General features: G+C 68.7%; 18 protein-coding genes and 1 tRNA gene. 6 read left to right on the top strand and 13 right to left on the bottom strand.

The window, feature by feature from the left end; genetic code table 11:
* Positions 1 to 39: 39 nt before the first annotated feature.
* On the bottom strand, positions 40 to 729 hold the full coding sequence (locus tag SK095_RS00835; protein ID WP_136488881.1) for a TetR/AcrR family transcriptional regulator: 690 nt from the start codon (positions 727 to 729) through the stop codon (positions 40 to 42).
* A 179-nt stretch (positions 730 to 908) separates the two neighbouring features.
* On the opposite strand from SK095_RS00835, the gene lexA reads away from it, so the two are divergent.
* The gene (lexA, locus tag SK095_RS00830) at positions 909 to 1,523 is read left to right on the top strand and encodes a transcriptional repressor LexA (RefSeq protein WP_320547572.1); all 615 of its coding nucleotides are present in this window, start codon (positions 909 to 911) and stop codon (positions 1,521 to 1,523) included.
* Between the two features lie 61 nt (positions 1,524 to 1,584).
* Here the strand turns inward: lexA and SK095_RS00825 are convergent, their stop codons facing one another.
* The 6 genes from SK095_RS00825 to fadB all read right to left on the bottom strand — a co-directional run bounded on the left by SK095_RS00825 (position 1,585) and on the right by fadB (position 8,947).
* Positions 1,585 to 1,824 carry a hypothetical protein gene (locus tag SK095_RS00825; protein WP_136488883.1) on the bottom strand — a complete coding sequence of 80 codons (240 nt, stop codon included), beginning with the start codon at positions 1,822 to 1,824 and terminating at the stop codon, positions 1,585 to 1,587.
* 85 nt (positions 1,825 to 1,909) lie between these two features.
* A complete protein-coding gene (locus SK095_RS00820) occupies positions 1,910 to 2,431 on the bottom strand; it encodes a DUF6586 family protein (protein ID WP_320547571.1) in 522 nt (173 codons plus the stop codon).
* A 99-nt stretch (positions 2,432 to 2,530) separates the two neighbouring features.
* Positions 2,531 to 5,134 (bottom strand): type I DNA topoisomerase, encoded by a 2,604-nt coding sequence (gene topA / locus SK095_RS00815; RefSeq protein ID WP_320547570.1) that lies wholly within the window; start codon positions 5,132 to 5,134, stop codon positions 2,531 to 2,533.
* Positions 5,135 to 5,257: 123 nt separating this feature from the next.
* A complete protein-coding gene (locus SK095_RS00810; protein ID WP_136488886.1) occupies positions 5,258 to 5,521 on the bottom strand; it encodes a DUF1653 domain-containing protein in 264 nt (87 codons plus the stop codon).
* Between the two features lie 76 nt (positions 5,522 to 5,597).
* Positions 5,598 to 6,773 (bottom strand): acetyl-CoA C-acyltransferase FadA, encoded by a 1,176-nt coding sequence (gene fadA, locus SK095_RS00805; RefSeq protein ID WP_320547569.1) that lies wholly within the window; start codon positions 6,771 to 6,773, stop codon positions 5,598 to 5,600.
* Positions 6,774 to 6,799: 26 nt separating this feature from the next.
* On the bottom strand, positions 6,800 to 8,947 hold the full coding sequence (fadB, locus tag SK095_RS00800; RefSeq protein WP_320547568.1) for a fatty acid oxidation complex subunit alpha FadB: 2,148 nt from the start codon (positions 8,945 to 8,947) through the stop codon (positions 6,800 to 6,802).
* A 306-nt stretch (positions 8,948 to 9,253) separates the two neighbouring features.
* Between fadB and SK095_RS00795 the strand changes: the two genes are divergently transcribed.
* Positions 9,254 to 9,691 (top strand): universal stress protein, encoded by a 438-nt coding sequence (locus SK095_RS00795; RefSeq protein WP_136488889.1) that lies wholly within the window; start codon positions 9,254 to 9,256, stop codon positions 9,689 to 9,691.
* Positions 9,692 to 9,742: 51 nt separating this feature from the next.
* Here SK095_RS00795 and SK095_RS00790 read toward each other — a convergent pair whose 3' ends face one another.
* Entirely contained in the window at positions 9,743 to 10,435 is a 693-nt protein-coding gene (locus SK095_RS00790; protein ID WP_136488890.1) for a DUF6901 family protein, read from the bottom strand.
* Between the two features lie 29 nt (positions 10,436 to 10,464).
* Positions 10,465 to 12,372, bottom strand: coding sequence for an ATP-binding cassette domain-containing protein (locus SK095_RS00785; RefSeq protein WP_320547567.1), 1,908 nt, complete (start codon positions 12,370 to 12,372; stop codon positions 10,465 to 10,467).
* Between the two features lie 197 nt (positions 12,373 to 12,569).
* On the opposite strand from SK095_RS00785, the gene SK095_RS00780 reads away from it, so the two are divergent.
* Positions 12,570 to 14,501, top strand: coding sequence for a transglycosylase SLT domain-containing protein (locus tag SK095_RS00780; RefSeq protein WP_320547566.1), 1,932 nt, complete (start codon positions 12,570 to 12,572; stop codon positions 14,499 to 14,501).
* Positions 14,502 to 14,599: 98 nt separating this feature from the next.
* Here SK095_RS00780 and SK095_RS00775 read toward each other — a convergent pair whose 3' ends face one another.
* Both SK095_RS00775 and SK095_RS00770 read right to left on the bottom strand, forming a co-directional pair.
* On the bottom strand, positions 14,600 to 15,406 hold the full coding sequence (locus SK095_RS00775) for an MOSC domain-containing protein (protein WP_320547565.1): 807 nt from the start codon (positions 15,404 to 15,406) through the stop codon (positions 14,600 to 14,602).
* 28 nt (positions 15,407 to 15,434) lie between these two features.
* On the bottom strand, positions 15,435 to 16,022 hold the full coding sequence (locus tag SK095_RS00770) for an XRE family transcriptional regulator (RefSeq protein ID WP_320547564.1): 588 nt from the start codon (positions 16,020 to 16,022) through the stop codon (positions 15,435 to 15,437).
* A 104-nt stretch (positions 16,023 to 16,126) separates the two neighbouring features.
* On the opposite strand from SK095_RS00770, the gene SK095_RS00765 reads away from it, so the two are divergent.
* Positions 16,127 to 17,302 carry a benzoate/H(+) symporter BenE family transporter gene (locus tag SK095_RS00765; protein WP_320547563.1) on the top strand — a complete coding sequence of 392 codons (1,176 nt, stop codon included), beginning with the start codon at positions 16,127 to 16,129 and terminating at the stop codon, positions 17,300 to 17,302.
* A 46-nt stretch (positions 17,303 to 17,348) separates the two neighbouring features.
* On the opposite strand, the gene uvrB is transcribed toward SK095_RS00765, so the two are convergent.
* The gene (gene uvrB / locus SK095_RS00760; protein WP_320547562.1) at positions 17,349 to 19,364 is read right to left on the bottom strand and encodes an excinuclease ABC subunit UvrB; all 2,016 of its coding nucleotides are present in this window, start codon (positions 19,362 to 19,364) and stop codon (positions 17,349 to 17,351) included.
* Positions 19,365 to 19,588: 224 nt separating this feature from the next.
* Between uvrB and SK095_RS00755 the strand changes: the two genes are divergently transcribed.
* Together SK095_RS00755 and SK095_RS00750 are read left to right on the top strand one after the other, a co-directional pair.
* On the top strand, positions 19,589 to 20,785 hold the full coding sequence (locus tag SK095_RS00755; protein ID WP_136488897.1) for an amino acid aminotransferase: 1,197 nt from the start codon (positions 19,589 to 19,591) through the stop codon (positions 20,783 to 20,785).
* Between the two features lie 71 nt (positions 20,786 to 20,856).
* Positions 20,857 to 20,932, top strand: a tRNA-Asn gene (locus SK095_RS00750).
* A gap of 51 nt (positions 20,933 to 20,983) precedes the next feature.
* Here the strand turns inward: SK095_RS00750 and SK095_RS00745 are convergent.
* Positions 20,984 to 22,006: an HlyD family secretion protein gene (locus SK095_RS00745; RefSeq protein WP_136488898.1), complete on the bottom strand. Its 1,023-nt coding sequence runs from the start codon at positions 22,004 to 22,006 to the stop codon at positions 20,984 to 20,986.
* Positions 22,007 to 22,008 lie beyond the last annotated feature (2 nt).

The raw sequence follows: 22,008 nt of genomic DNA, 5'->3' as shown, positions 1-22,008 counted from the left end.
GCTAGCTTAGCCGATCCACCCGCCGCCGGCACCCACGGGTTAGTTGCCGTGATTGTTCGTCCTGGGACGCGGACGCCGGCGGGCGGCGATCAGCGCCGGATCGGCCAGCACCGTCTCGGAGCGCATGCCGGCGGCCAGGAACGGCACCATCAGCTCCAGCACCTGCTCGGTCGAGGTGTCCGTGCCGAAGTCGGCCTGGGCGATGCCGCGCAGCGCCTGGATGCCCGCCATGCTGAAGATCGCCGCGCCCAGCATGAACTGCGCGCGCCAGAACAGCTCCAGCGGCGGGATGCCCGGCACCGCATCCTGCAGCAGCTGCTGGTAGCGGCGGAACACCTTGCCGTACAGGCCGCCGAGATAGGCGTGCAGCTCGCGCTGGTTCTGCCGTATCGCCATGCCCAGCAGGCGCATGAAGGCGGTGAGCTTGGCACTGCTCCCGGCCACTCCCAGCGCCTGCGCCACCAGCAGCTCGAGCAGCTCCTCGAGGCTGGCGGCCTGCCCCTGGCGACGATCCAGCTCGCGCTCGAGACGCAGGCAGAGCGGGCCGAGAAACCGCACGAACACGGCCTGGATCAGCGCCTCCTTGGAGCCGAAGTGATAGTTCACCGCCGCCAGGTTGACCTCGGCCTTGCTGGTGATCAGCCGCAGCGAGGTTTCCGCGAAGCCCCTTTCCGCAAACAACTGCTCAGCCGCATCGAGAATACGCTCGACCGTCTCCGACTGGACCATGACCACTCCCATTGACCGAACAGCCGTTTGAAACCTTGGTTTCAATCTATCACTCTGTCAAGTATGGCCAGCTGCCCGTTCGTCCGCCAGAGAGGCGCGTCAGACGGGGCAAACAGCTTGCCTGCACCGCCGCCCTGTATATACTTCCAGCCACTGGATATAAAGACAGAGCCCGGCCCATGCAGAAACTGACCCCGCGCCAAGGCGAGATCCTGGCCTTCATCAAGAGCTGGCTGGAAGAGCACGGCTATCCGCCGACCCGCGCCGAGATTGCCCAGCAGCTGGGCTTCCGCTCGCCCAACGCCGCCGAGGAACACCTGCGGGCGCTGGCGCGCAAGGGCGCCATCGAGATGATCCCCGGCGCCTCGCGCGGCATCCGCATCCCCGATGCCGAGCCGGCGCTGCGCGAGGGCGAACTGCCGATCATCGGCCGGGTCGCCGCCGGCGCGCCCATTCTCGCCGAACAGCACATCGAGGACAGTTGCCGGATCAGTGCGGAGTTCTTCCACCCGCGCGCCGACTTCCTGCTGCGCGTGCGCGGCATGAGCATGAAGGACGTGGGCATCCTGGACGGCGACCTGCTCGCCGTGCACGCCTGCCGCGAGGCGACGAACGGGCAGATCGTGGTGGCACGGATCGGCGACGAGGTGACGGTGAAGCGCTTCCAGCGCCGCGGCAAGCGCGTGCAGCTGCTGGCGGAGAACCCGGAATTCGCCCCGATCGTCATCGACCTGGACAAGCCGGATCAGGAGTTCGTCATCGAAGGGCTGAGTGTCGGCGTGATCCGCCGCTGAAACCCGGCCCGGGAGAGGACCCGCAGGATACCCTGCGGGCTGCGCCGGGAGAGGCAGCGCCTCAGTGCAGCACGCGCGGCTCCTCACCGTACTCGTGCTCGTAGTCGCCGTCAGCCATGCTGCCGGCCATCTGCACCCCGAGATTGAACATGGCCTTGGCCACCTCGATGTGCTGCCCCTGCAGAAAGGCCTTGGCCTCCTCGGAAAACTCGAGGGTCACCAGCGCCTCCTCATCGTCGCCGCGACGCAGGACGATACGGCCATCGGGCAATTCCACGATTTCCAGGAAGGATGTCGGCATGGGTGGGGTGCTCCGCGAAAAAAGGCCGGCATTGTAGCAGTGCCGGGCGTCACACCCTAGCGCCGCGACAGGCGGCGCGGCGCGCTCACCACTCGCTCATGCCCTCGCGAAAACGCATCGCCAGCTGCTTGATGCGCTGCTGCCAGTCGACCAGCGTGGCCAGATCCAGATCAGCCTCCTCTTGGGTGCCGACATCGACTGCACTGATCAGCGCCAGGGCCGGATCGACCTTGGCCTTCTTCGCCTCGCGCGGCGGCTCGAACAGGGCGCGCCAGGCTGCCAGCAACTGCCCCAGCCAGCTCTGCCGCTCCTGCGCCAGCTCGACCAGCTCGGCCAGTTCCGGACTCGGCGCCGCCTCCAGCACCTCGCGACTGAGCAGTTGCTCGACCTGGGCGGCTCCCGCCTGCGGCAGGCGGTAGTAGCCGGCGATCTCGTGGCACAGCCCCAGCACCGCACCGTAGAGGTGGAACAGCGCGCTCTCGCGGGCGGCCTGCACCTGGGTGGTGAGGTTCAGCGGCCGGGCCGCCTCGGCGGCGCGCCAGGCGTCCAGCGCCAGGCTGGCGAAGTAGATCTTCTGGTTGGTGCGGGTATACAGCTCGTTGGCCATGGGTGGACTCCTCGACAGAATCCCCAGTATACGCCGCGCCAAACGAAACCGGCCGGGGCGTCTGCACGCACCGGCCGGCTCCACATCAGCGCGACGAGGTCAGCGCTTGTCTTCCACCTGCCACTTGCCGTCGGCGTAGAAGGCACGCCAGCCGCTGGGCTTGCCGTCCACCTCGCTCTGCACGTACTGCTCCTTGGTCTTGCGGCTGAAGCGGATCACCGCCGGGCGGCCGTCCGGGTCCTGCTGCGGCGCCGAGAGCAGGTAGTGGTACTTGGCATCCAGTTCCTCCCTGTGCGGGATCAGCTCGCTGACCAGCGGCGCGCGGGTTTCGCGGTTCTTGGGGAACTGGCTGGCGGCGAGGAACAGCCCCGAGGCGCCGTCGCGCAGCACGTAGACGTCGTCGACCTTGGCGCAGCGCAGTTCCGGCATCTTGATCGGGTCGATCTTCGGCGGCGCCGCCTCGCCGCTCTTGAGCAGCTTGCGGGTGTTCTTGCAGCTGGCGTTGGTACAGCCGAAGAACTTGCCGAAGCGGCCGGTCTTGAGCTGCATCTCGCTGCCGCACTTGTCGCACTCGAGGCTCGGCCCCTCGTAGCCCTTGATGCGGTACTGGCCTTCCTCGATCTCGTAGCCCGAGCAGTCCGGGTTGTTGCCACAGATATGCAGCTTGTGCTTCTCGTCGAGCAGGTAGGCGTCCATCGCGGTGCCGCACTTGGCGCAGCGGTGCTTGCCGCGCAGCACGCGGGACTCGGACTCGCCCTCGTCGTCGGCGGCGATCTCGTCGCCCGGCACCAGGTTGACGGTGGCCTTGCAGCGCTCCTTGGGCGGCAGCGCGTAGCCGGAGCAGCCGAGGAACACGCCGGTGGAGGCGGTGCGGATCATCATCGGCCGGCCACACTCCTTGCACGGAATGTCGGTGAGGGTCGGCAGGTTGGCGCGCATCCCACCCTCGCTGGCCTCGGCGGACTCGAGCTTCTTCCTGAAGTCGCCGTAGAACTCGTCGAGCAGGTGCTTCCACTCGCGCTCGCCCTGGGCGACGTCGTCGAGGTGCTCCTCCATGTCGGCGGTGAAGCCGTAGTCCATCAGGTTGGCGAAGCTCTCCGCCAGGCGCTCGGTGACGATCTCGCCCATCTTCTCGGCGTAGAAGCGGCGGTTGTGCAGGGTGACGTAGCCGCGGTCCTGGATGGTGGAGATGATCGCCGCATAGGTCGACGGCCGGCCGATGCCGCGCTTCTCCATCTCCTTGACCAGGCTGGCTTCCGAGTAGCGCGCCGGCGGCTTGGTGAAGTGCTGGGTCGGGTCGAGCTTGAGCAGCTCGAGACTGTCGCCCTGGGCCATCTCCGGCAGCACGTCGTCCTCGCCCGGCTTGCTCTGCGCCGGCAGCACGCGGGTGAAGCCGTCGAACTTGAGGATGCGGCCCTTGGCGCGCAGCTCGTAGTCGCCGGTCTTGACGGTGACGCTGGTGGACAGGTATTCGGCCGGAGGCATCTGGCAGGCGACGAACTGGCGCCAGATCAGCTCGTAGAGACGCTCGGCGTCGCGCTCCATGCCGGTCAGTTGGGTCGGCCGCAGGTTGACGTCGGACGGGCGGATCGCCTCGTGCGCTTCCTGGGCGCCTTCCTTGCTGCTGTAGAGGTTCGGCTTGGCCGGCAGGTACTGCTGGCCGAACTCGCCCTCGATGAAGCCGCGCGCCATGTCGATGGCGTCCTGCGACAGGTTGGTCGAGTCGGTACGCATGTAGGTGATGTAGCCGGCCTCGTACAGGCGCTGGGCCATCATCATGGTCTTCTTCACCCCGAAGCCCAGGCGGGTGCTGGCCGCCTGCTGCAGGGTGGAGGTGATGAACGGGGCGCCCGGGCGGGACGAGGTCGGCTTGTCCTCGCGCTTGACCACCTGGTAGGCGGAAGCCTTGAGCGCGGCCACGGCGGCCATGGCCTGGGCCTCGTTGAGCGGCTTGAAGGCCTCACCCTTGTGGCGGGCCACCTCGAAGCGCACCGCGGCCTGCTGCGCAGTGGCCAGGTCGGCATGCAGCTCCCAGTACTCTTCCGGAACGAAGGCGCGGATCTCCTTCTCGCGCTCGACCACCAGCTTGACCGCTACCGACTGCACGCGGCCGGCGGACAGGCCGCGGGCGATCTTGGCCCACAGCAGCGGCGAGACCATGTAGCCGACCACACGGTCGAGGAAGCGCCGGGCCTGCTGGGCGTTGACCCGGTTGATGTCCAGTTCGCCGGGCTGGGAGAAGGCTTCCTGAATCGCCTTCTTGGTGATCTCGTTGAACACCACGCGCTTGTAGCGGCCCTCGTCGCCGCCGATGGACTCGCGCAGGTGCCAGGCGATCGCCTCCCCTTCCCTGTCCAAGTCGGTTGCGAGGTAGATGGTGTCGGCATCCTTGGCCAGGCGGCGCAGCTCCTCGATCACCTTCTCCTTGCCGGGCAGGATCTCGTACTGGGCCTTCCAGCCATGCTCGGGATCGACGCCCATGCGCGCGAACAGCTGGCGCTTGGCCTTTTCCTTGGGTGACAACGCCGGGGCCTCGGCCGCTGCAGCCTTGCCGCGCTTGGCCGGCTCCTTGCTGGCCGAGCCGCTGGTGGGCAGGTCGCGGATATGGCCGATGCTCGACTTCACCACGTACTGGTTGCCCAGATACTTGTTGATCGTCTTGGCCTTGGCCGGCGATTCCACGATGACCAGAGATTTGCCCATGAATCGGAAGGTTCCTGAAAAGAAGTCGAGATGAACGGCGGGGGCCTCAGGCGCAGAATATGCAAATAAATGTAGCCGCGCCCTGATAAGGCCACGCTATATATAGTGGCCCGCACAACGAGGTCAAGCGCGCGGCGGGACCCGGTCGTCCTCAGCGTAGCGAAATTCCACGCTTTCACCGCGCTCCAGGGCAAAACGCGGCCGGCACTCGCCGTCCACCTCCACGCTCTCGACGAACATCGCCAGCGGCCTGACCCACAGGCCGAAATCGCCGTACAGCGCCTGGTAGATCACCAGCTCCTCCTCGGTCTCCGAGTGGCGGGCCACCCCCAGCACACGGTACGGGTTGCCCTTGTAGTGACGGTAAAGTCCGGTTTGCAGCGTCATGTTCGCCTCGTCGATGGCACGGCCGAAAAAACCGAAGGCCGAAGCATGATGGCCCCGGCCTTCCTTCCCATGGGGATCAGACGCGCTCGAAGACGGTCGAGATACCCTGGCCGAGGCCGATGCACATGGTGGCCAGCCCCAGGGTGCCGCCGCGCTGCTTCATCACGTTGAGCAGGGTGCCGCAGATCCGCGCCCCGGAGCAGCCGAACGGGTGGCCGAGGGCGATGGCGCCGCCGTGCAGGTTGACCTTGTCGTCCAGCCTGCTCAGCAGCTTGAGATCCTTGAGCACCGGCAGCGCCTGGGCGGCGAAGGCCTCGTTGAGCTCGACGAAGTCGATGTCGTCGATACTCAGGCCGGCGCGCTTGAGCGCCTTGCGCGTGGCCGGCACCGGACCGTAGCCCATGATCGACGGATCGACGCCGGCCACCGCCATGGCGCGCACCCGCGCCAGCGGCTGCACCCCCAGCTCGCGGGCGCGCTGACCGCTCATCACGATCATGCACGAGGCGCCGTCGGTGATCTGCGACGAGGTCCCGGCGGTCACCGTTCCGTTCTTCGGGTCGAATACAGGCTTCAGTTCGGCCAGCGCTTCCAGGGTGGTTTCCGGACGGATGGTCTCGTCGTAGTCGAACACCCGGAGGAAGCCCCGCTCGTCGTGGCCTTCCATGGGAATCAGCTCGTCCCTGAAGCGGCCCTCGACGGTGGCCTGGTGCGCCCGCTGCTGCGAGCGGTAGCCGAAGGCATCCTGCGCCTCGCGGGTTATGCCGTGCATCTTGCCGAGCAGCTCGGCGGTCAGCCCCATCATCCCGGCGGCCTTGGCCACGTGCAGGGACAGCTGCGGGTTGACGTCGACGCCGTGGGTCATCGGCAGGTGGCCCATGTGCTCGACGCCGCCGACCACGAAGACCTCGCCGTTGCCGCTCTGGATGGCCTGGGCCGCGCTGTGCAGGGCGCTCATCGACGAGCCACACAGGCGGCTGACGGTCTGCGCGCCGCTGGTGTGCGGGATCGGCGTCATCAGCGCGGCCATCCGCGCGATGTTCCAGCCCTGCTCGAGGGTCTGGTTGACGCAGCCCCAGATCACGTCCTCGACCTCGCCCGGATCGACCTGCGGGTTACGCGCCAGCAGCCGGGTGATCAGTTGCGCGGAGAGGCTCTCGGCGCGGGTGTGGCGGTGCATGCCGCCCTTGGAGCGGCCCATCGGCGTGCGGCCGAAGTCGACGATCACCACGTCTCTCGGATTCAGACTCATGAATTCACTCTCCAGTGGTGACAGGCTCAGGCGAAGAACCGGCGGCCTTCGCTGGCCATGGCGCGCAATCCGGCGGTCGGCAGGTACAGCGGGCCGAGGTCGGCGTGGCGCTCGGCACGGGCGACGAATTCGGCCGCGCCCAGGCTGTCGATGTAGCGCAGCGCACCGCCGCGGAACGGCGGGAAGCCGATGCCGTAGACCAGGCCCATGTCCACCTCGGCAGGGCTGGCGACTATGCCGTCCTCCAGGCAGCGCACCGCCTCCAGGCACAGCGGCAGCATCATGATGTCGACGATGTCCTCGTCGGTCAGCTCGCGCGGCGTGCCTGCCAGCGGCGCCAGCACGGCGGCCACGCTCGGGTCGGCGCCCCTCCTCGGCTTGCCGCCCTTGTCGGTCTCGTAGGCGTAGAAGCCGCGACCGCTCTTCTGGCCGAGGCGGCCGGCCTCGAACAGCGCGTCGATGGCGCTGCGCCAGTCGTCCTTCATCCGTTCGGGGAAGCCGGCGGCCATCACCGCGCGGGCGTGGTGGGCGGTGTCGATGCCGACCACGTCGAGCAGGTAGGCCGGCCCCATCGGCCAGCCGAACTTTTCCATCACCCTGTCGATGCGCAGGAAGTCGATGCCGGCCGCCAGCAGGCGGACGAAGCCGCCGAAATAGGGGAACAGCACGCGATTGACCAGGAAGCCGGGGCAGTCGTTGACCACGATCGGCGTCTTGCCCATCCGGCGCGCGTAGGCCACGGTGGTGGCGATGGCCGCCTCGCTGGTCTTCGCGCCGCGGATCACCTCGACCAGCGGCATCATGTGCACCGGGTTGAAGAAGTGCATGCCGCAGAAGTTCTCCGGACGCTGCAGCGCCTGCGCCAGCAGGTCAACCGAGATAGTCGAGGTGTTGGTGGCGAGGATGGCGTCGGTGCGCACCTGTCCCTCCACCTCGGCCAGCACTGCCTGCTTGACCCTGGGATTCTCCACCACCGCCTCGACCACCAGGTCGACGGCGGCGAAATCGCCGTAGGACAGGGTCGGGCGGATGGCGTTGAGCGCCGTGGCCATCTTCTCCGCACTCAGGCGACCCTGCTCGACGCGCTTGCCGAGCAGCTTGGCGGCCTCGCCGAGGCCGAGCTGCAGCGCCTCCTCGCGGATGTCCTTGAGCAGGATCGGCGTGCCCTTGACCGCCGACTGGTAGGCGATGCCGCCACCCATGATGCCGGCGCCGAGCACCGCGGCCAGGCGCACCGCGCGGGCGTCCCCGTCGAGGGTCTTGGCCTTGCGCTTGAGTTCCTGGTCGTTGAGGAACAACCCGACCAGGCTGCGCGCCACCTCGCTCTTCGCCAGCTTGACCAGGCCCTGCGACTCGATCTCCAGCGCCTTGTCGCGGCCATGGCTGGCCGCCTTCTGCATGCTGCGGATCGCCTCCACCGGCGCCGGGTAGTGCGGCCCGGCCTGGCCGGCCACGTAGCCCTTGGCGCTCTCGAACACCAGCATCTGCTCGATCTGCGCCAGCCTGAGCTTCTCCAGCTTGGGCCGGCGGCGCGCCAGGTGGTCGAGCTCGCCGTCGGCGGCCCGCCGGCACAGGTCCAGCGCCGCCTCGCGCAGCCGCTCGGGAGCGACCACGGCATCCACCACGCCGACCTTCAGCGCGCTGGCCGCGTCGTGCTCCTTGCCGCCGCAGATCCACTCGATGGCGTTGTCGGCGCCGACCAGCCGCGGCAGGCGCACGGTGCCGCCCCAGCCGGGATGGATGCCCAGCTTCACTTCCGGCAGGCCGATCGTGGCGCCCTCGGCCATCACCCGGAAGTCCGCCGCCAGGCACATCTCCAGGCCGCCGCCGAGGGCGACGCCGTTGATCGCCACCACCGTGGGCACCGGCAGGTCCTCGAAGGCGCTGAAGATGCGGTTGGTGTCGAGGTTGGCGGCCAGCAGCTCGTCCTCGGGCAAGGCGAACAGGCCGAGGAACTCGCCGACGTCGGCGCCGACGATGAAGCCGTCCTTCGCGCTGCTGACCAGCACCGCGCGCAAACCCGCCTCGCCGCGCAGGGCGTCCACCGCCTCGCGCAGCTCGCCGAGGGTCAGGCGGTTGAACTTGTTGACCGACTCGCCGGCGAGGTCGAAACGCAGTTCGGCGATGCCGTCGCCGAGCGCCTCGACTCCGATGGCCTTGCCCTGATAAATCATCGTCCGATCTCCATGCGATGGAAGCTTGAGCCAGCGCCGCTTTCTGGCCGGCAGCCCGGCGGCCTCCAGCAAGGATAGCCGCCGGCCCCGCGCCGGCGTTCATACAGGCGTTCGATCCCTGACCACACCCTCGAAGAATTCGCCAGCCTTGTCAATCGGCCTTGGGCAGGCCCGGGCGGAACGTGAAACGGGCGGAACTGACGGATGTCATGACCGCAGCGCGGAGTTGCTGCATGATGGGCATGCAGGCTGGCCGCAAGCGGCGCCTGAGCCATACTGGATGCATTCCCTGCACGGAGAACCGAAATGAATTACCAACACCTGCTGGTTGCTGTCGACATGACCGACGATTGCCATACCGTGATCGAGCGCGCCGTCGAACTGGCCAAGTGCTGCAATTCGCGCCTGTCGCTGGTCCACGTGGTCGAGCCCATGTCCATGGCCTTCGGCGGCGACGTGCCGATGGATCTCTCGGCGCTGCAGGAGCAGCAGATCGATCAGGCGCGCAAGCAGCTGGAATCCTTCTCCGCCAGCCACCCGGAACTGACCAAGGACAACAGCCACCTGGCCTTCGGCCAGCCGCGCCAGGAGATCCACCGTCTGGCCAGCGAGCAGGGCTGCGACCTGATCGTGGTCGGCAGCCACGGCCGCCACGGCCTGGCCCTGCTGCTCGGCTCCACCTCCAACGACGTGCTGCACGGCGCGCCCTGCGACGTGCTGGCGGTGCACCTGAAGAAGGCGTGAGCAGGACGATCAGCGTCGCGCCGGGCCTTGCACCCGGCGCGAGCCGGTCGATCAGAACAGCCCCAGGTCGGCGCCGCCGTTCATCACCAGCGGACGGATCTTGCTGAGCTGGGCTTCCAGCGAATAGGACACGCTGGAGGACATGGAGAAGAAGCTGAGGAAGGCCTTGAGGTTGGAGTCGCCCTCGCAGGTGTCGTGGATGCGCTGCCAGAAGGCCTGATTGACCAGCTGCAGTTGCTGGTAATGGCGGATCAACCCCTTGAGTTCCCAGTCGGCATGCCGCCCTTCGCGCATGTTGTAGTACTGGCGCATCAGGTACAGCGACACGGTGCGCAGGATGAATTCCTGGTTGCTGGCGAACGGCAGATGCTGCTGGGCCATGGGCTTGAGGCGGCAGAGCATCGGGCAGGCGCTGGTGGCCATCAGCACGCCGAGCAGCGAACGCAGCGCCCCTTCCAGGCTGACTTCCTTGCAGTACTCCCGCTCGGTGGTGATCACCCGCACCTGAGCCTTCTTGAACGCCGGCAGGCCACGGAAGTCCTCGATCACGCGATGCAGGTCGACCGCCGCCGGACAGTAGGTGTGGAGCACCTCGTTGAGCGGGCAGTTGCTGCACTTCTCGTGATCCAGCCGTGTCCAGCGCGGCGCCTCGGCCACCTGCGCCGGGTCGTAGCTGCGATCGAGTTCAACCCGGTAGTTGAACTCGTGATTGTCGTCCAGGGTAATCCTGTACTCGATGGTCATTCCCTACTCCGTGTCCGTTGCCAGGTACATCAACCTTCCAGCTCGGCCCAGCGCTCCAGCAGGCGATCCAGCTCGTGCTGGAGATGCTCCAGCCGGGCCAGGGCCGCATGGGTCTGCTCCTGGGGCCGCAAATAGAAATCGGGATTGGCGGTCTCTTCCTGAAGGGCGGCCTGCTCGCTCTCCAATGCCTCGATCTGTGCCGGCAGCGCGTCCAGCTCGCGCTGCTCCTTGTAGCTCAGCTTCCTGCGGGCGGCGGCCACCGGGGGCGCCGCCTTCTCGACCGGCGCCGGCTTGCTCTCCGCCTGCGGCTTGCCCTCCGCCTCCTTGCCGACGCCGAGCAGACGCGGCGAACCGCCCTGGCGCAGCCAGTCCTGATAACCACCGACGTACTCGCGCACCCGGCCCTCGCCCTCGAACACCAGCGTGCTGGTCACCACGTTGTCGAGGAAGGCACGGTCGTGGCTGACCATCAGCACGGTGCCGGGGAAGCCGAGCAGCACTTCCTCGAGCAGCTCGAGGGTTTCCACGTCCAGGTCGTTGGTCGGCTCGTCCAGCACCAGCAGGTTGGCCGGCTTGCTGAACAGCTTGGCCAGCAAGAGTCGTGCCCGCTCGCCGCCGGACAGCGCCTTGACCGGCGAGCGCGCGCGCTGCGGGCTGAACAGGAAGTCGCCGAGGTAGCTGAGCACATGGCGGTTCTGGCCGTCGATGGTAATGAACTCGCGGCCCTCGGCAATGTTGTCGATCACTGTTTTCTCAGGTTCGAGCTGATGACGCAGCTGGTCGAAGTAGGCCACCTCCAGCTTGGTGCCGATCTTGATGCTGCCGGCGGTCGGCTGCAGTTCGCCGAGCAGCAGCTTGAGCAGGGTGGTCTTGCCGGTGCCGTTGGCGCCGAGCAGGCCGATGCGGTCGCCGCGCTGCAGGACCATGGAGAAGTCGCGGATCAGCGGCTCGCCGCCGGGATGGGCGAAGTCGACGTTCTCGGCGACTATCACCTGCTTGCCGGACTTGTCCGCGGTCTCCAGCTGGATGCTGGCCTTGCCCTGGCGCTCGCGACGCTCGGCGCGCTCGGCGCGCATCGCCTTGAGCGCGCGCACGCGGCCCTCGTTGCGGGTCCGCCGCGCCTTGATGCCCTGGCGGATCCACACCTCTTCCTGGGCCAGGCGCTTGTCGAACAGCGCGTTGGCCGCCTCCTCGGCCGCCAGCTGCTGCTCCTTGTGCACCAGGAAGCTGGCATAGTCGCCGTTCCAGTCGATCAGGTGGCCGCGGTCCAGCTCGAGGATGCGGGTGGCCAGGCTCTGCAGGAAGGCGCGATCGTGGGTGATGAACAGCACCGCGCCGTTGAAACCGAGCAGCGCCTCCTCCAGCCAGGCGATGGCACCGATGTCCAGGTGGTTGGTCGGCTCGTCGAGCAGCAGCAGGTCCGGCTCGGCGACCAGCGCCTGGGCCAGCAGCACGCGGCGGCGCCAGCCGCCCGACAGCTCGGCCAGGGTCTTGTCGGCCGGCAGCTGCAGGCGGCTCAGGGTGTTCTCCACCAGCTGCTGCAGGCGCCAGCCGTCACGGGCCTCCAGCGCCTGCTGGACGCGCGACAGCTCGGCGAGATCGTCGTCGCCGTGGATGTGCTGGGACAGGTGGTGGTAGCGGGCGAGCAGCTCGCCGACCTCGGCCAGGCCCTCGGCGACCACGTCGTAGACGCTGCGCTCGTCGGCCGCCGGCAGCTCCTGGGGCAACTCGCCGATGCGCAGGGTCGGCGCACGCCAGATCTCGCCGTCGTCCGGACGCTGCTCGCCCTTGACCAGCTTGAGCAGGCTGGACTTGCCGGTGCCGTTGCGACCGATGATGCATACCCGTTCGCCCCGTGCGATCTGCCACGACACCCCGTCCAGCAACGGTGTGGCACCGTAGGCAAGGGACACGTCGGTGAACTTGAGCAGGGTCATGGGCACAGCCTCCACAGGAATGGCCGCGCATTCTACTCCTACTCGCCCTTTGCCCACACGGGGCATGGTGTTTTTCCTACACGGCCCGGGGAATTCCCCCCACAGCGTGTTTCCGCCCGGCCGGCGCTAGGAGTGCCGGCCGGGCCGCGCTAAGCTTGTCCCCATCGCCCCATCCTGCCCGAAGTACCGGATTTGCCATGCGCGCCCGCCCGTTCGTCCTGCTCGTCTGCCTGCTGGCCAGTCTCGGCCTGCCCCCCTCCTTCGCCCACGCCGCGTCCCTCGCGCAGCAGCGCGCCATGTACGACGAGGCCAAGCGCGCGCTGGACAAGAACGATCCGGGTCCCTACCTGCGCTACCGCCAGGCCCTGCGGGACTACCCGCTGGAACCGCACCTGGCCTACGACGAGCTGACCCTGCGCCTGAAGAGCGCCAGCAACCGCGAGTTCGAGACCTTCCTCGCCGAGCACGGCGACCTGCCGCAGATCGGCTGGATGAAGCTGCGCTGGCTGCGCTGGCTGGCCGAGCGTGGCGAATGGCAGACCTTCATCAAGCATTACTCGCCGGCGCTGGAGCTCGCCGAGCTGGACTGCCTGATGGGCGAGTACCTGTTCCGCCACGGCAAGGCGGCCGATGGCGCCATCGTCGCCAGGCGCCTGTGGCTGGTCGGCAAGTCGCAGCCCAACACCTGCGACCGCCTGTTCGACCTGTGGCGCGCCCAGGGGGGACTGACCGAGGAACTGCGCTGGCAGCGCCTGAAGCTGGCCGCCCAGGAGCGCAACTACGGCCTGGCCGGCCACCTGCAGAAGACCCTCGGCAGCCTCGCCGCCCAGGGCCAACTGCTGATCGACGTGGCGCAGAAGCCCGAGTTGCTGGCGCAGCGCCAGCGCTTCGCCGGCAACGACCGCCATACCGCCGACGCGGTCGGCCTCGGCCTGCGCCGGCTGGCGCGGCAGAACCCGGAGCAGGCGCTGGCCCTGCTCGAGGACTACAGCCGCCAGCTGCCGTTCTCCAGCGAGGAGAAGGTGGCCATCGCCCGCGAGATCGGCCTGACTCTGGCGCGGCGCTTCGATTCGCGCGCGTTGCGGGTGATGAGCCAGTACGACCCCGAACTGCGCGACGACACCGTCAGCGAATGGCGCGCCCGCCTGCTGCTGCGCCTCGGCCGCTGGGCCGACGCCCACCAGCTGACCCGACAGATGCCCGGCGATCTGGCCGGCACCAGCCGCTGGCGCTACTGGCAGGCGCGCAGCCTGCAGCTGGCCCAGCCCAACAGCAAGGACCCGATCCGCCTGTACCTGCCGGTGGCCGGCGAGCGCGACTTCTACGGCTTCCTCTCCGCCGACCGGATCAACGCGCCCTACCAGCTCAACCACAAGCCGATGGCCATCGACCCCAGGGTGATGCAGAAGGTGCGCAACACCGCCGGCATCCGTCGCGCCCTCGAGTTCCATGCCCGCGGGCAGATCGGCGACGGTCGCCGCGAGTGGTACCACGTCGCCCGCCTGTTCAGCCGCGAGGAGCTGGTGGCGCAGGCGCGCCTCGGCTACGAGATGGAGTGGTACTTCCCGGCGATCCGCTCGATCAGCATGGCGCAGTACTGGGACGACCTCGACGTGCGCTTCCCCATGGCCCACCAGGGCACCCTGACCCGCGAGGCGCGCAGCCGCGGCCTGCATTCGAGCTGGGTGTTCGCCATCACCCGCCAGGAAAGCGGCTTCATGGCCGACGCCCGCTCCCACGTGGGCGCCATGGGCCTGATGCAGCTGATGCCGGCCACCGCCAAGGAAACCGCGCGACGCTTCGGCATCCCGCTGCGCTCGCCGCAGCAGGCGCTCAACCCCGACGTCAACATCCAGCTCGGCGCCGCCTACCTCAGCCAGGTCTACGGCCAGTTCGGCGGCAACCGCATCCTCGCCTCGGCCGCCTACAACGCCGGCCCGGGCCGGGTGCGCCAGTGGCTGAGCGGCAACGAGAGGATGCCGTTCGACATCTGGATCGAGACCATCCCCTTCGACGAGACCCGCCAGTACGTGCAGAACGTGCTGTCCTACTCGGTGATCTACGGCGAGAAGCTCGGCGCTCCGCAGAAGCTGGTGGAATGGCACGAGCGCGAGCTGGGGCCGCAGTAAACCCCAAACGTCGTCCGTCGATGCAAAGCCTGTAGGGGCGAATTCATTCGCCTGCGCGGCTCTGTCAGGCGAATGAATTCGCCCCTACAGGGCCACCCTCAATCCAGCAGGGTCACCGGCATGCCCACCTCCAGCACGCCGGTGCCGCGCTGGATCAGGTTCTGGCCGAAGTACACGCCGTCGGCGTCGCGCCGGTAGCTGGCCAGGGTGCGCAGCGGCTCGCCGTCGTCCGAGCGCTCGCCGCTGTGCGGATCGAGGGTGGGGATGGCGCAGCGCGAACACGGCTTGACCCGCTCGAACTCCACGGCGCCGATGCGCAGGCGCCCCCAGCCGTCCTCGGCGTAGGGCGCGGCGCCCTCGATCACCAGGTTGGGGCGGAAGCGCAGCATCTCCAGCGGCCGGCCGACCCGCGCCGACAGGTCGTCCAGCGAGCCCTGGCCGATCAGCAGCAGCGGGAAACCGTCGGCGAAGCCCACCTTGTCGCCGACCTGCGCATAGGCGGTGTCCACCTGGCGGGCGCGGCTGGCCGGCACATGCACCAGCCGGCAGTCCTGGCCGAGGCAGGCGCTCAGCCAGGCCGCCGCCGCGTCGCCGGCATCCGGCGCCTCGAGGCTGTCGCGCCACACCGTCACCCCGCGCAGCGCCAGGTCGGCCAGCGGCACCGTCACCAGCAGCGGCGCCCGCTCCGGGGCGCTCAGCTCCAGGGTCTCGCCATCCCGCCAGCGCGCGCCGATCCGCGCCATACCGGGGAGCTGGCGCTGGGTCAGGAAGCGGCCGCTCGCGCTGTCCACCACCATCCAGCGGCGGTCGCCGGCCAGGCCGAGATCGTCGACCTCGGCACGCTGCAGCAGCTCGCCGCCGAGGGATTTGACCGGGAAACGGTAGAGCGCGGAGAGTCGCAGCATGATCGCCATCCATTCGAGGAAAGACGCTTTATAAGGCGCCGGCGCCGGGCTCACAAGGCGCCGCCCGGTAATGGATCAGGTTGTGGAACAGCAGCGGTGCGCTGCCGCCGTTGCGATAGGTATGCGGCCGGTCGGCGGCGAAGCGCAGGCCCTCGCCGCAGGCGACGCTCTGCCAGATGCCGTCGACGCAGATCTCCAGCGTGCCATTGAGCGGGATCACATGCTCGGTGACTCCGGCGGCATGCGGCACCGACTGGTGGCAGGCGCCCGGCTGCAGCTCGACGACCAGAAACTCGCTGCCCAGCGCCGGATCGAAGGGAAACAGCGTGCGCACCTGGATGCTGCCGTCATCCGTCGGCCAGTCGCCACCGACGCTGCTGCGCAGCAGCGCACCGTCGTCGGCCGGCGTCTCCTCGAGCAGGCCGGAAAACGAGACGTGGAAGCCGGCGGCGATCTTCCACAGCGTGGCCACCGTCGGGCTCGACTCGCCGCGCTCGATCTGGCCGAGCATCGCCTTGCTCACCCCGGTGGCCTGTGCCGCACGGTCCAGGCTCCAGCCCTGCGCCTGGCGCAGCGCGCGCAGCCGCGCGGCGATCCGCTGGTTGATATCCGTCATCACGCTCCTCCGCCCTTGTGCGCTATAGCGCACAAGGGGTAACTTGTCCACATCGTGCGCAATAACGCACAAAGTCGCCCATCCCTCAAGTCCGAGGATCGCCCATGTCCCGTTTACCGGCACCCAGCCATGTCAGCGCCGGCCTGATCGCCGTGCTGGTCGGCTTCACCAGCTCGGCGGTGATCATCTTCCAGGCCGCCGCCGCGGCCGGCGCCGACGCCGCCCAGGTCAGCTCCTGGCTGTGGGCGCTGTGCCTGGGCTGCGGTCTGACCAGCATCGGCCTGTCGCTGCGCTACCGCGCGCCGGTGCTCACTGCCTGGTCGACCCCCGGCGCCGCCCTGCTCGCCGGCAGCCTGGGCGGCCTGGGCATGGGCGAGGCGGTCGGCGCCTTCCTGTTCAGCGCCGCGCTGATCACCCTGAGCGGCGTCACCGGCCTGTTCGCCCGGCTGATGCAGCGCATCCCCCAGGCGCTGGCGGCGGCCATGCTGGCCGGCGTGCTGCTGCGTTTCGGTCTCGAGCTGTTCGGCGCCTTCGAGCAGCAGGCACTGCTGGTCGGCAGCCTGTTCCTCGCCTACCTCGCCGGCAAGCGCCTGCTGCCGCGCTACGCGATCCTGCTGGTGCTGCTGCTCGGCATCGGCCTGGCCTGGCGGCTCGGCCTGCTGCGCTGGCAGGCGGTCGAGCTGGCCGTGGCGGTGCCGCAGTTCGTGCGCCCCGAGTTCTCCTGGGCGGCGCTGGTCGGCGTCGGCATCCCGCTGTTCGTGGTGACCATGGCCTCGCAGAACCTGCCCGGCGTGGCGGTGCTGCGCACCGCGGGCTACGAGCGGGTGCCGGTGTCGCCGCTGATCGCCTGGACCGGGCTGGCCAGCCTGCTGCTGGCCCCCTTCGGTGGCTTCGCCATCAATCTGGCGGCGATCACCGCGGCGATCTGCGCCGGCCCCGAGGCCGGCCAGGAACCACAGCGGCGCTACTGGGCGGCGGTCTGTGCCGGCAGTTTCTACCTGTTGATCGGCCTGTTCGGCGCCACCGTGGCCAGCCTGTTCGCCGCCTTCCCGCAGGCCTTGATCCTCGCCATCGCCGGGCTGGCGCTGCTGGTCACCCTGAGCAACAGCCTGGCCGGCGCCCTGCAGGACGTGCGCCAGCGCGAGCCGGCGCTGATCACCTTCCTGGTCACCGCCTCGGGGCTGAGCCTGCTCGGTGTCGGTTCGGCGTTCTGGGGACTGGTCGCCGGCGGGCTGGCCAGCGTAGTGCTGAATGGCCAGCTGAACCGTAGGGTGGGTTAGGCCGCAGGCCGTAACCCACCCTACGCTCGCACGTACCGCCAGGCGTCTACAGCGCCAGCAACCGCTCGCGCAGCTTCTGGATCTCGTCGCGCAGCTGCGCGGCGGCCTCGAACTCGAGGTCGCGGGCCAGCTCGTACATCTTCTCCTCCAACTGGCGGATGCGCTTGGTGATCTCGCTCGGCGAGTTGAGCGCCGCCTCGTAGCGGGCGCTCTCCTCCGCCGCCCTGGCCGCCGCGCTGCGCTTGCGGCTGCGCGCGCCGGGCACCACGGCGCCCTCGAGAATGTCCTGCACGTCCTTCTTCACGCCCTGCGGCACGATGCCGTGCTTCTCGTTGAAGGCGATCTGCTTGGCACGGCGCCGCTCGGTCTCGTCGATGGCGCGCTGCATCGAGCCGGTCACCTGGTCGGCGTAGAGGATCGCCCGACCGTTGAGGTTGCGCGCGGCGCGGCCGATGGTCTGGATCAGCGAGCGTTCGCTGCGCAGGAAGCCTTCCTTGTCGGCGTCGAGGATCGCCACCAGCGCCACCTCGGGCATGTCCAGGCCCTCGCGCAGCAGGTTGATGCCGACCAGCACGTCGAAGGCACCGGTGCGCAGGTCGCGGATGATCTCCACGCGCTCGACGGTGTCGATGTCCGAGTGCAGGTAGCGCACCCTGACGTCGTGGTCGCCCAGGTAGTCGGTGAGGTCCTCGGCCATGCGCTTGGTCAGGGTGGTGACCAGCACGCGCTCGCCGGCGGCCACGCACTTGCGGATCTCCGAGAGCAGGTCGTCGACCTGGGTGGTGGCCGGGCGCACTTCCAGCTGCGGGTCGACCAGCCCGGTCGGGCGCACCACCTGCTCGATCACCCTTCCGGCGTGCTCGGCCTCGTAGGGGCCGGGGGTGGCGGAGACGAAGATGGTCTGCGGACTGGCCGCCTCCCACTCCTCGAACTTCATCGGCCGGTTGTCCAGCGCCGAGGGCAGGCGGAAGCCGTACTCCACCAGGGTTTCCTTGCGCGAACGGTCGCCCTTGTACATGGCGCCGATCTGCGGCACGGTGACGTGCGACTCGTCGATCACCAGCAGGGCGTTGTCCGGCAGGTAGTCGTACAGGGTTGGCGGCGCCTCGCCCGGCGCGCGGCCGGACAGGTAGCGCGAGTAGTTCTCGATGCCGTTGCAGTAGCCCAGTTCGAGGATCATCTCCAGGTCGAAGCGGGTGCGCTGCTCCAGGCGCTGCGCCTCGACCAGCTTGTCGTGCGCGCGCAGGTACTCCAGGCGCTGCCTGAGTTCGACCTTGATGTTATCCACCGCCTCCAGCAGCGCCTCACGCGGGGTCACATAGTGGCTCTTGGGATAGAAGGTGAAGCGCGGCAGCTTGCGGATCACCTCGCCGGTCAGCGGATCGAAGGCGGCCAGGCTTTCCACCTCGTCGTCGAACAGCTCGATGCGGATCGCCTCCAGCTCCGATTCGGCCGGGTAGATGTCGATCACGTCGCCGCGCACGCGGAAGGTGGCGCGGGCGAAGTCCATGTCGTTGCGGGTGTACTGCAGCTCGGCGAGGCGGCGCAGCAGCTCGCGCTGGTCGAGCCGGTCGCCGCGGTCGACGTGCAGGACCATCTTCAGGTACGACTCGGGATCGCCGAGGCCGTAGATCGACGACACGGTGGCGACGATGATCGCGTCCGGCCGCTCCAGCAGCGCCTTGGTCGCCGACAGGCGCATCTGCTCGATGTGGTCGTTGATCGAGGCGTCCTTCTCGATGTAGGTGTCGGAGGACGGTACGTAGGCTTCCGGCTGGTAGTAGTCGTAGTAGGAGACGAAGTACTCCACCGCGTTGTCGGGGAAGAAGCTCCTGAACTCGCCGTACAGCTGCGCGGCCAGGGTCTTGTTGGGGGCGAGGACCAGCGTCGGCCGCTGCACCCTGGCGATCACGTTGGCGATGCTGAAGGTCTTGCCCGAGCCGGTCACGCCGAGCAGGGTCTGGTGCGACAGCCCGGCCTCGAGGCCCTCGACCATCTGGCGGATCGCCTCCGGCTGGTCGCCGGCGGGTTTGAAGCGGGTGACAAGCTTGAACCTGGACATGTGCGTACCCTGAAAGGACAAACTCCCGCGGCAACGACCACGGCTGACAGTGCTCCGCCAGCAGCGACCATATGTCGCACCAACGGCCGTTTTCGCCGCACCTGCGTATCGCCGCACCGGGATGGTGCTGTCTATAATATCGCCCCGTCTGCGCAACCCCCTAGCCCAGTGATGGCTGGGCGTTGCATCCGCCCGTCACCCTCATACTCACAGAGCTGCCGCACATGAGTCTGTTCTCTGCCGTCGAAATGGCGCCCCGCGACCCCATCCTGGGCCTCAACGAAGCCTTCAACGCCGACACCCGCCCGGGCAAGATCAACCTGGGCGTAGGCGTGTACTTCACCGAAGAAGGTCGCATTCCGCTGCTGCGCGCCGTGATCGAGGCCGAGAAGGCCCGCCTGGAAGCCCGCGCGCCGCGCGGCTACCTGCCGATCGAGGGCATCGCCGCCTACGACAGCGCCGTGCAGAAGCTGCTGTTCGGCGAGGACTCGCCGCTGCTGGCCGAAGGCCGCGTGGTCACCACCCAGTCCCTCGGCGGCACCGGCGCGCTGAAGACCGGCGCCGACTTCCTCAAGCGCCTGCTGCCGGACGCCGTGGTGGCGATCAGCAACCCGAGCTGGGAGAACCACCGCGCGCTGTTCGAATCCGCCGGCTTCCCGGTGCAGAACTACAGCTACTACGACGCCGCTACCCAGGGCGTGAACCTGGCCGGCATGCTCGCCGACCTGCGCGCCCTGCCGGCGCAGTCGATCGTCGTGCTGCACGCCTGCTGCCACAACCCGACCGGCGTCGACCTGTCTTCCGCCGACTGGAAGCAGGTGCTGGAAGTGGTCCGCGAGCGCAACCACGTGCCGTTCCTCGACATCGCCTACCAGGGCTTCGGCGACGGCATCGCCGAGGACGCCGAGGCGGTGCGCCTGTTCGCCGACTCCGGCCTGCAGTTCTTCGTCTCCAGCTCGTTCTCCAAGTCGTTCTCGCTGTACGGCGAGCGCGTCGGCGCGCTGTCCATCGTCACCGCGTCGAAGGAAGAAGCCGGCCGCGTGCTGTCGCAGGTCAAGCGCGTGATCCGCACCAACTATTCCAACCCGCCGACCCACGGCGCCAGCGTGGTCGCCGCGGTGCTCAACAGCCCCGAACTGCGCGCCATGTGGGAAGAGGAACTGGGCGAGATGCGCAGCCGCATCAAGCAGCTGCGCAACGGCATGGTCGAGCAGCTGGCCGCCCTCGGCGCCAAGCGCGACTTCGGCTTCGTCGCCCGCCAGCGCGGCATGTTCTCCTACTCCGGCCTGACCGGCGAGCAGGTCGAGCGCCTGAAGAACGAGTTCGGCATCTACGCCGTCGGCACCGGCCGCATCTGCGTCGCCGCGCTGAACAGCAAGAACCTCGAAGTGGTCACCCGCGCCATCGTCGAGGTGCTCTGATCCGCAAGGCGAAGTCGACACCGCAAGGGTGTTGACTTCGCCTTAGAAATCAGTAAGATACGCCTCGTTGTTCCGCGATAGCTCAGTCGGTAGAGCAAATGACTGTTAATCATTGGGTCCCTGGTTCGAGTCCAGGTCGCGGAGCCAGATTCGAAAGCCCTTGGTGAAAGCCAAGGGCTTTTTTTATCGCCCGGCGACTCACTCTTCCAGGCCAAGGGTCCGTCGCCAGTCGCGCGCGAAGCGCGCCTGCAGTCCCAGGCGGTCGATCCGCCAGCGGGCCGGCCAGGGCTCCAGGGGCTCCACCCGCACCAGCAGGACGCGCGCCGCCGCGCCGAACGGCGGCTGCAGCTCGGCCGGCATCGGTACGGCATCGTGCGCCTCGCCGCGTACCCGCGCCGCCCGCGTCGAACCGTCGGGAAGGTACAGGGTCAGCGCCTGCCCGGCCCGGCCGTAGCCGGCCTGCCGCGCCGGCAGGTACACCCACACCTGCACGTCCTGCCGGCGCTCCAGGCTCAGCAGCAGCAGCCCCGGAGCGACCCCCTCTCCCGCCGCCACCGCCACGTCGAGCACCCGCCCGGCTTCGGGCGCGCGCACCTCGAGGGCCGCCAGGCGCCGTTCGAGCCACTGCCGCTCCAGCCGGCGCTGGACCGCCTCCGCCGGCTCGACGCGCAGCTGGCGCTGCTCGAACTGCAGCAGCTCATGGCGGCGTGTCGCCAGGACGCTCTCGGCCTGCAGCAGCTCGCCGCGGGTCGCGGCATCGAGGGCGAACAGGCGACGCAGCTCGGCCAGACGCCGTTCGGCCGCCCCCTGCGCTTCCTGCAATACCTGCCGCTCGCGCTGCGGCAAGCCATGGGCATCCGACGGCGCCTGGTCCGGCTCGGCCAGCAGCGCCAGGCGCTCGCGCCACTGCGGATTGTCCAGCCGCAGCAGCGGCGCGCCGGCTTCCACCGTCTGCCCCGGGACGACCAGCACCTCGCGGACCTGTGCGCTGTCGAAGGCGCGCAGTTGCAGGATCGGCACCAGCAGGCGCGCCGGCGCCTCCACGCGCAGCGTCGACCACAGCCAGCGCCCGCCCAGCCACAGCAGCGGACTGGCCACCAGCAGCAGGATCAGGTACCAGCGCAGGCGGAAGGCCAGGCGCCTGCCCGGCGCATAGAGCACCCGCAGCCCCTGGTCCTCGGTCGGCCGGCTTTCCTTGGGGCTGTCGAAACGGATCTTCATCG

Origin of the sequence: Pseudomonas sp. AN-1, assembly GCF_034057115.1 — a bacterium.
Taxonomy (GTDB): domain Bacteria; phylum Pseudomonadota; class Gammaproteobacteria; order Pseudomonadales; family Pseudomonadaceae; genus Geopseudomonas.
Note: the sequence above shows the minus strand (reverse complement) of the source record. Positions and strands in the feature narration are given on the sequence as shown.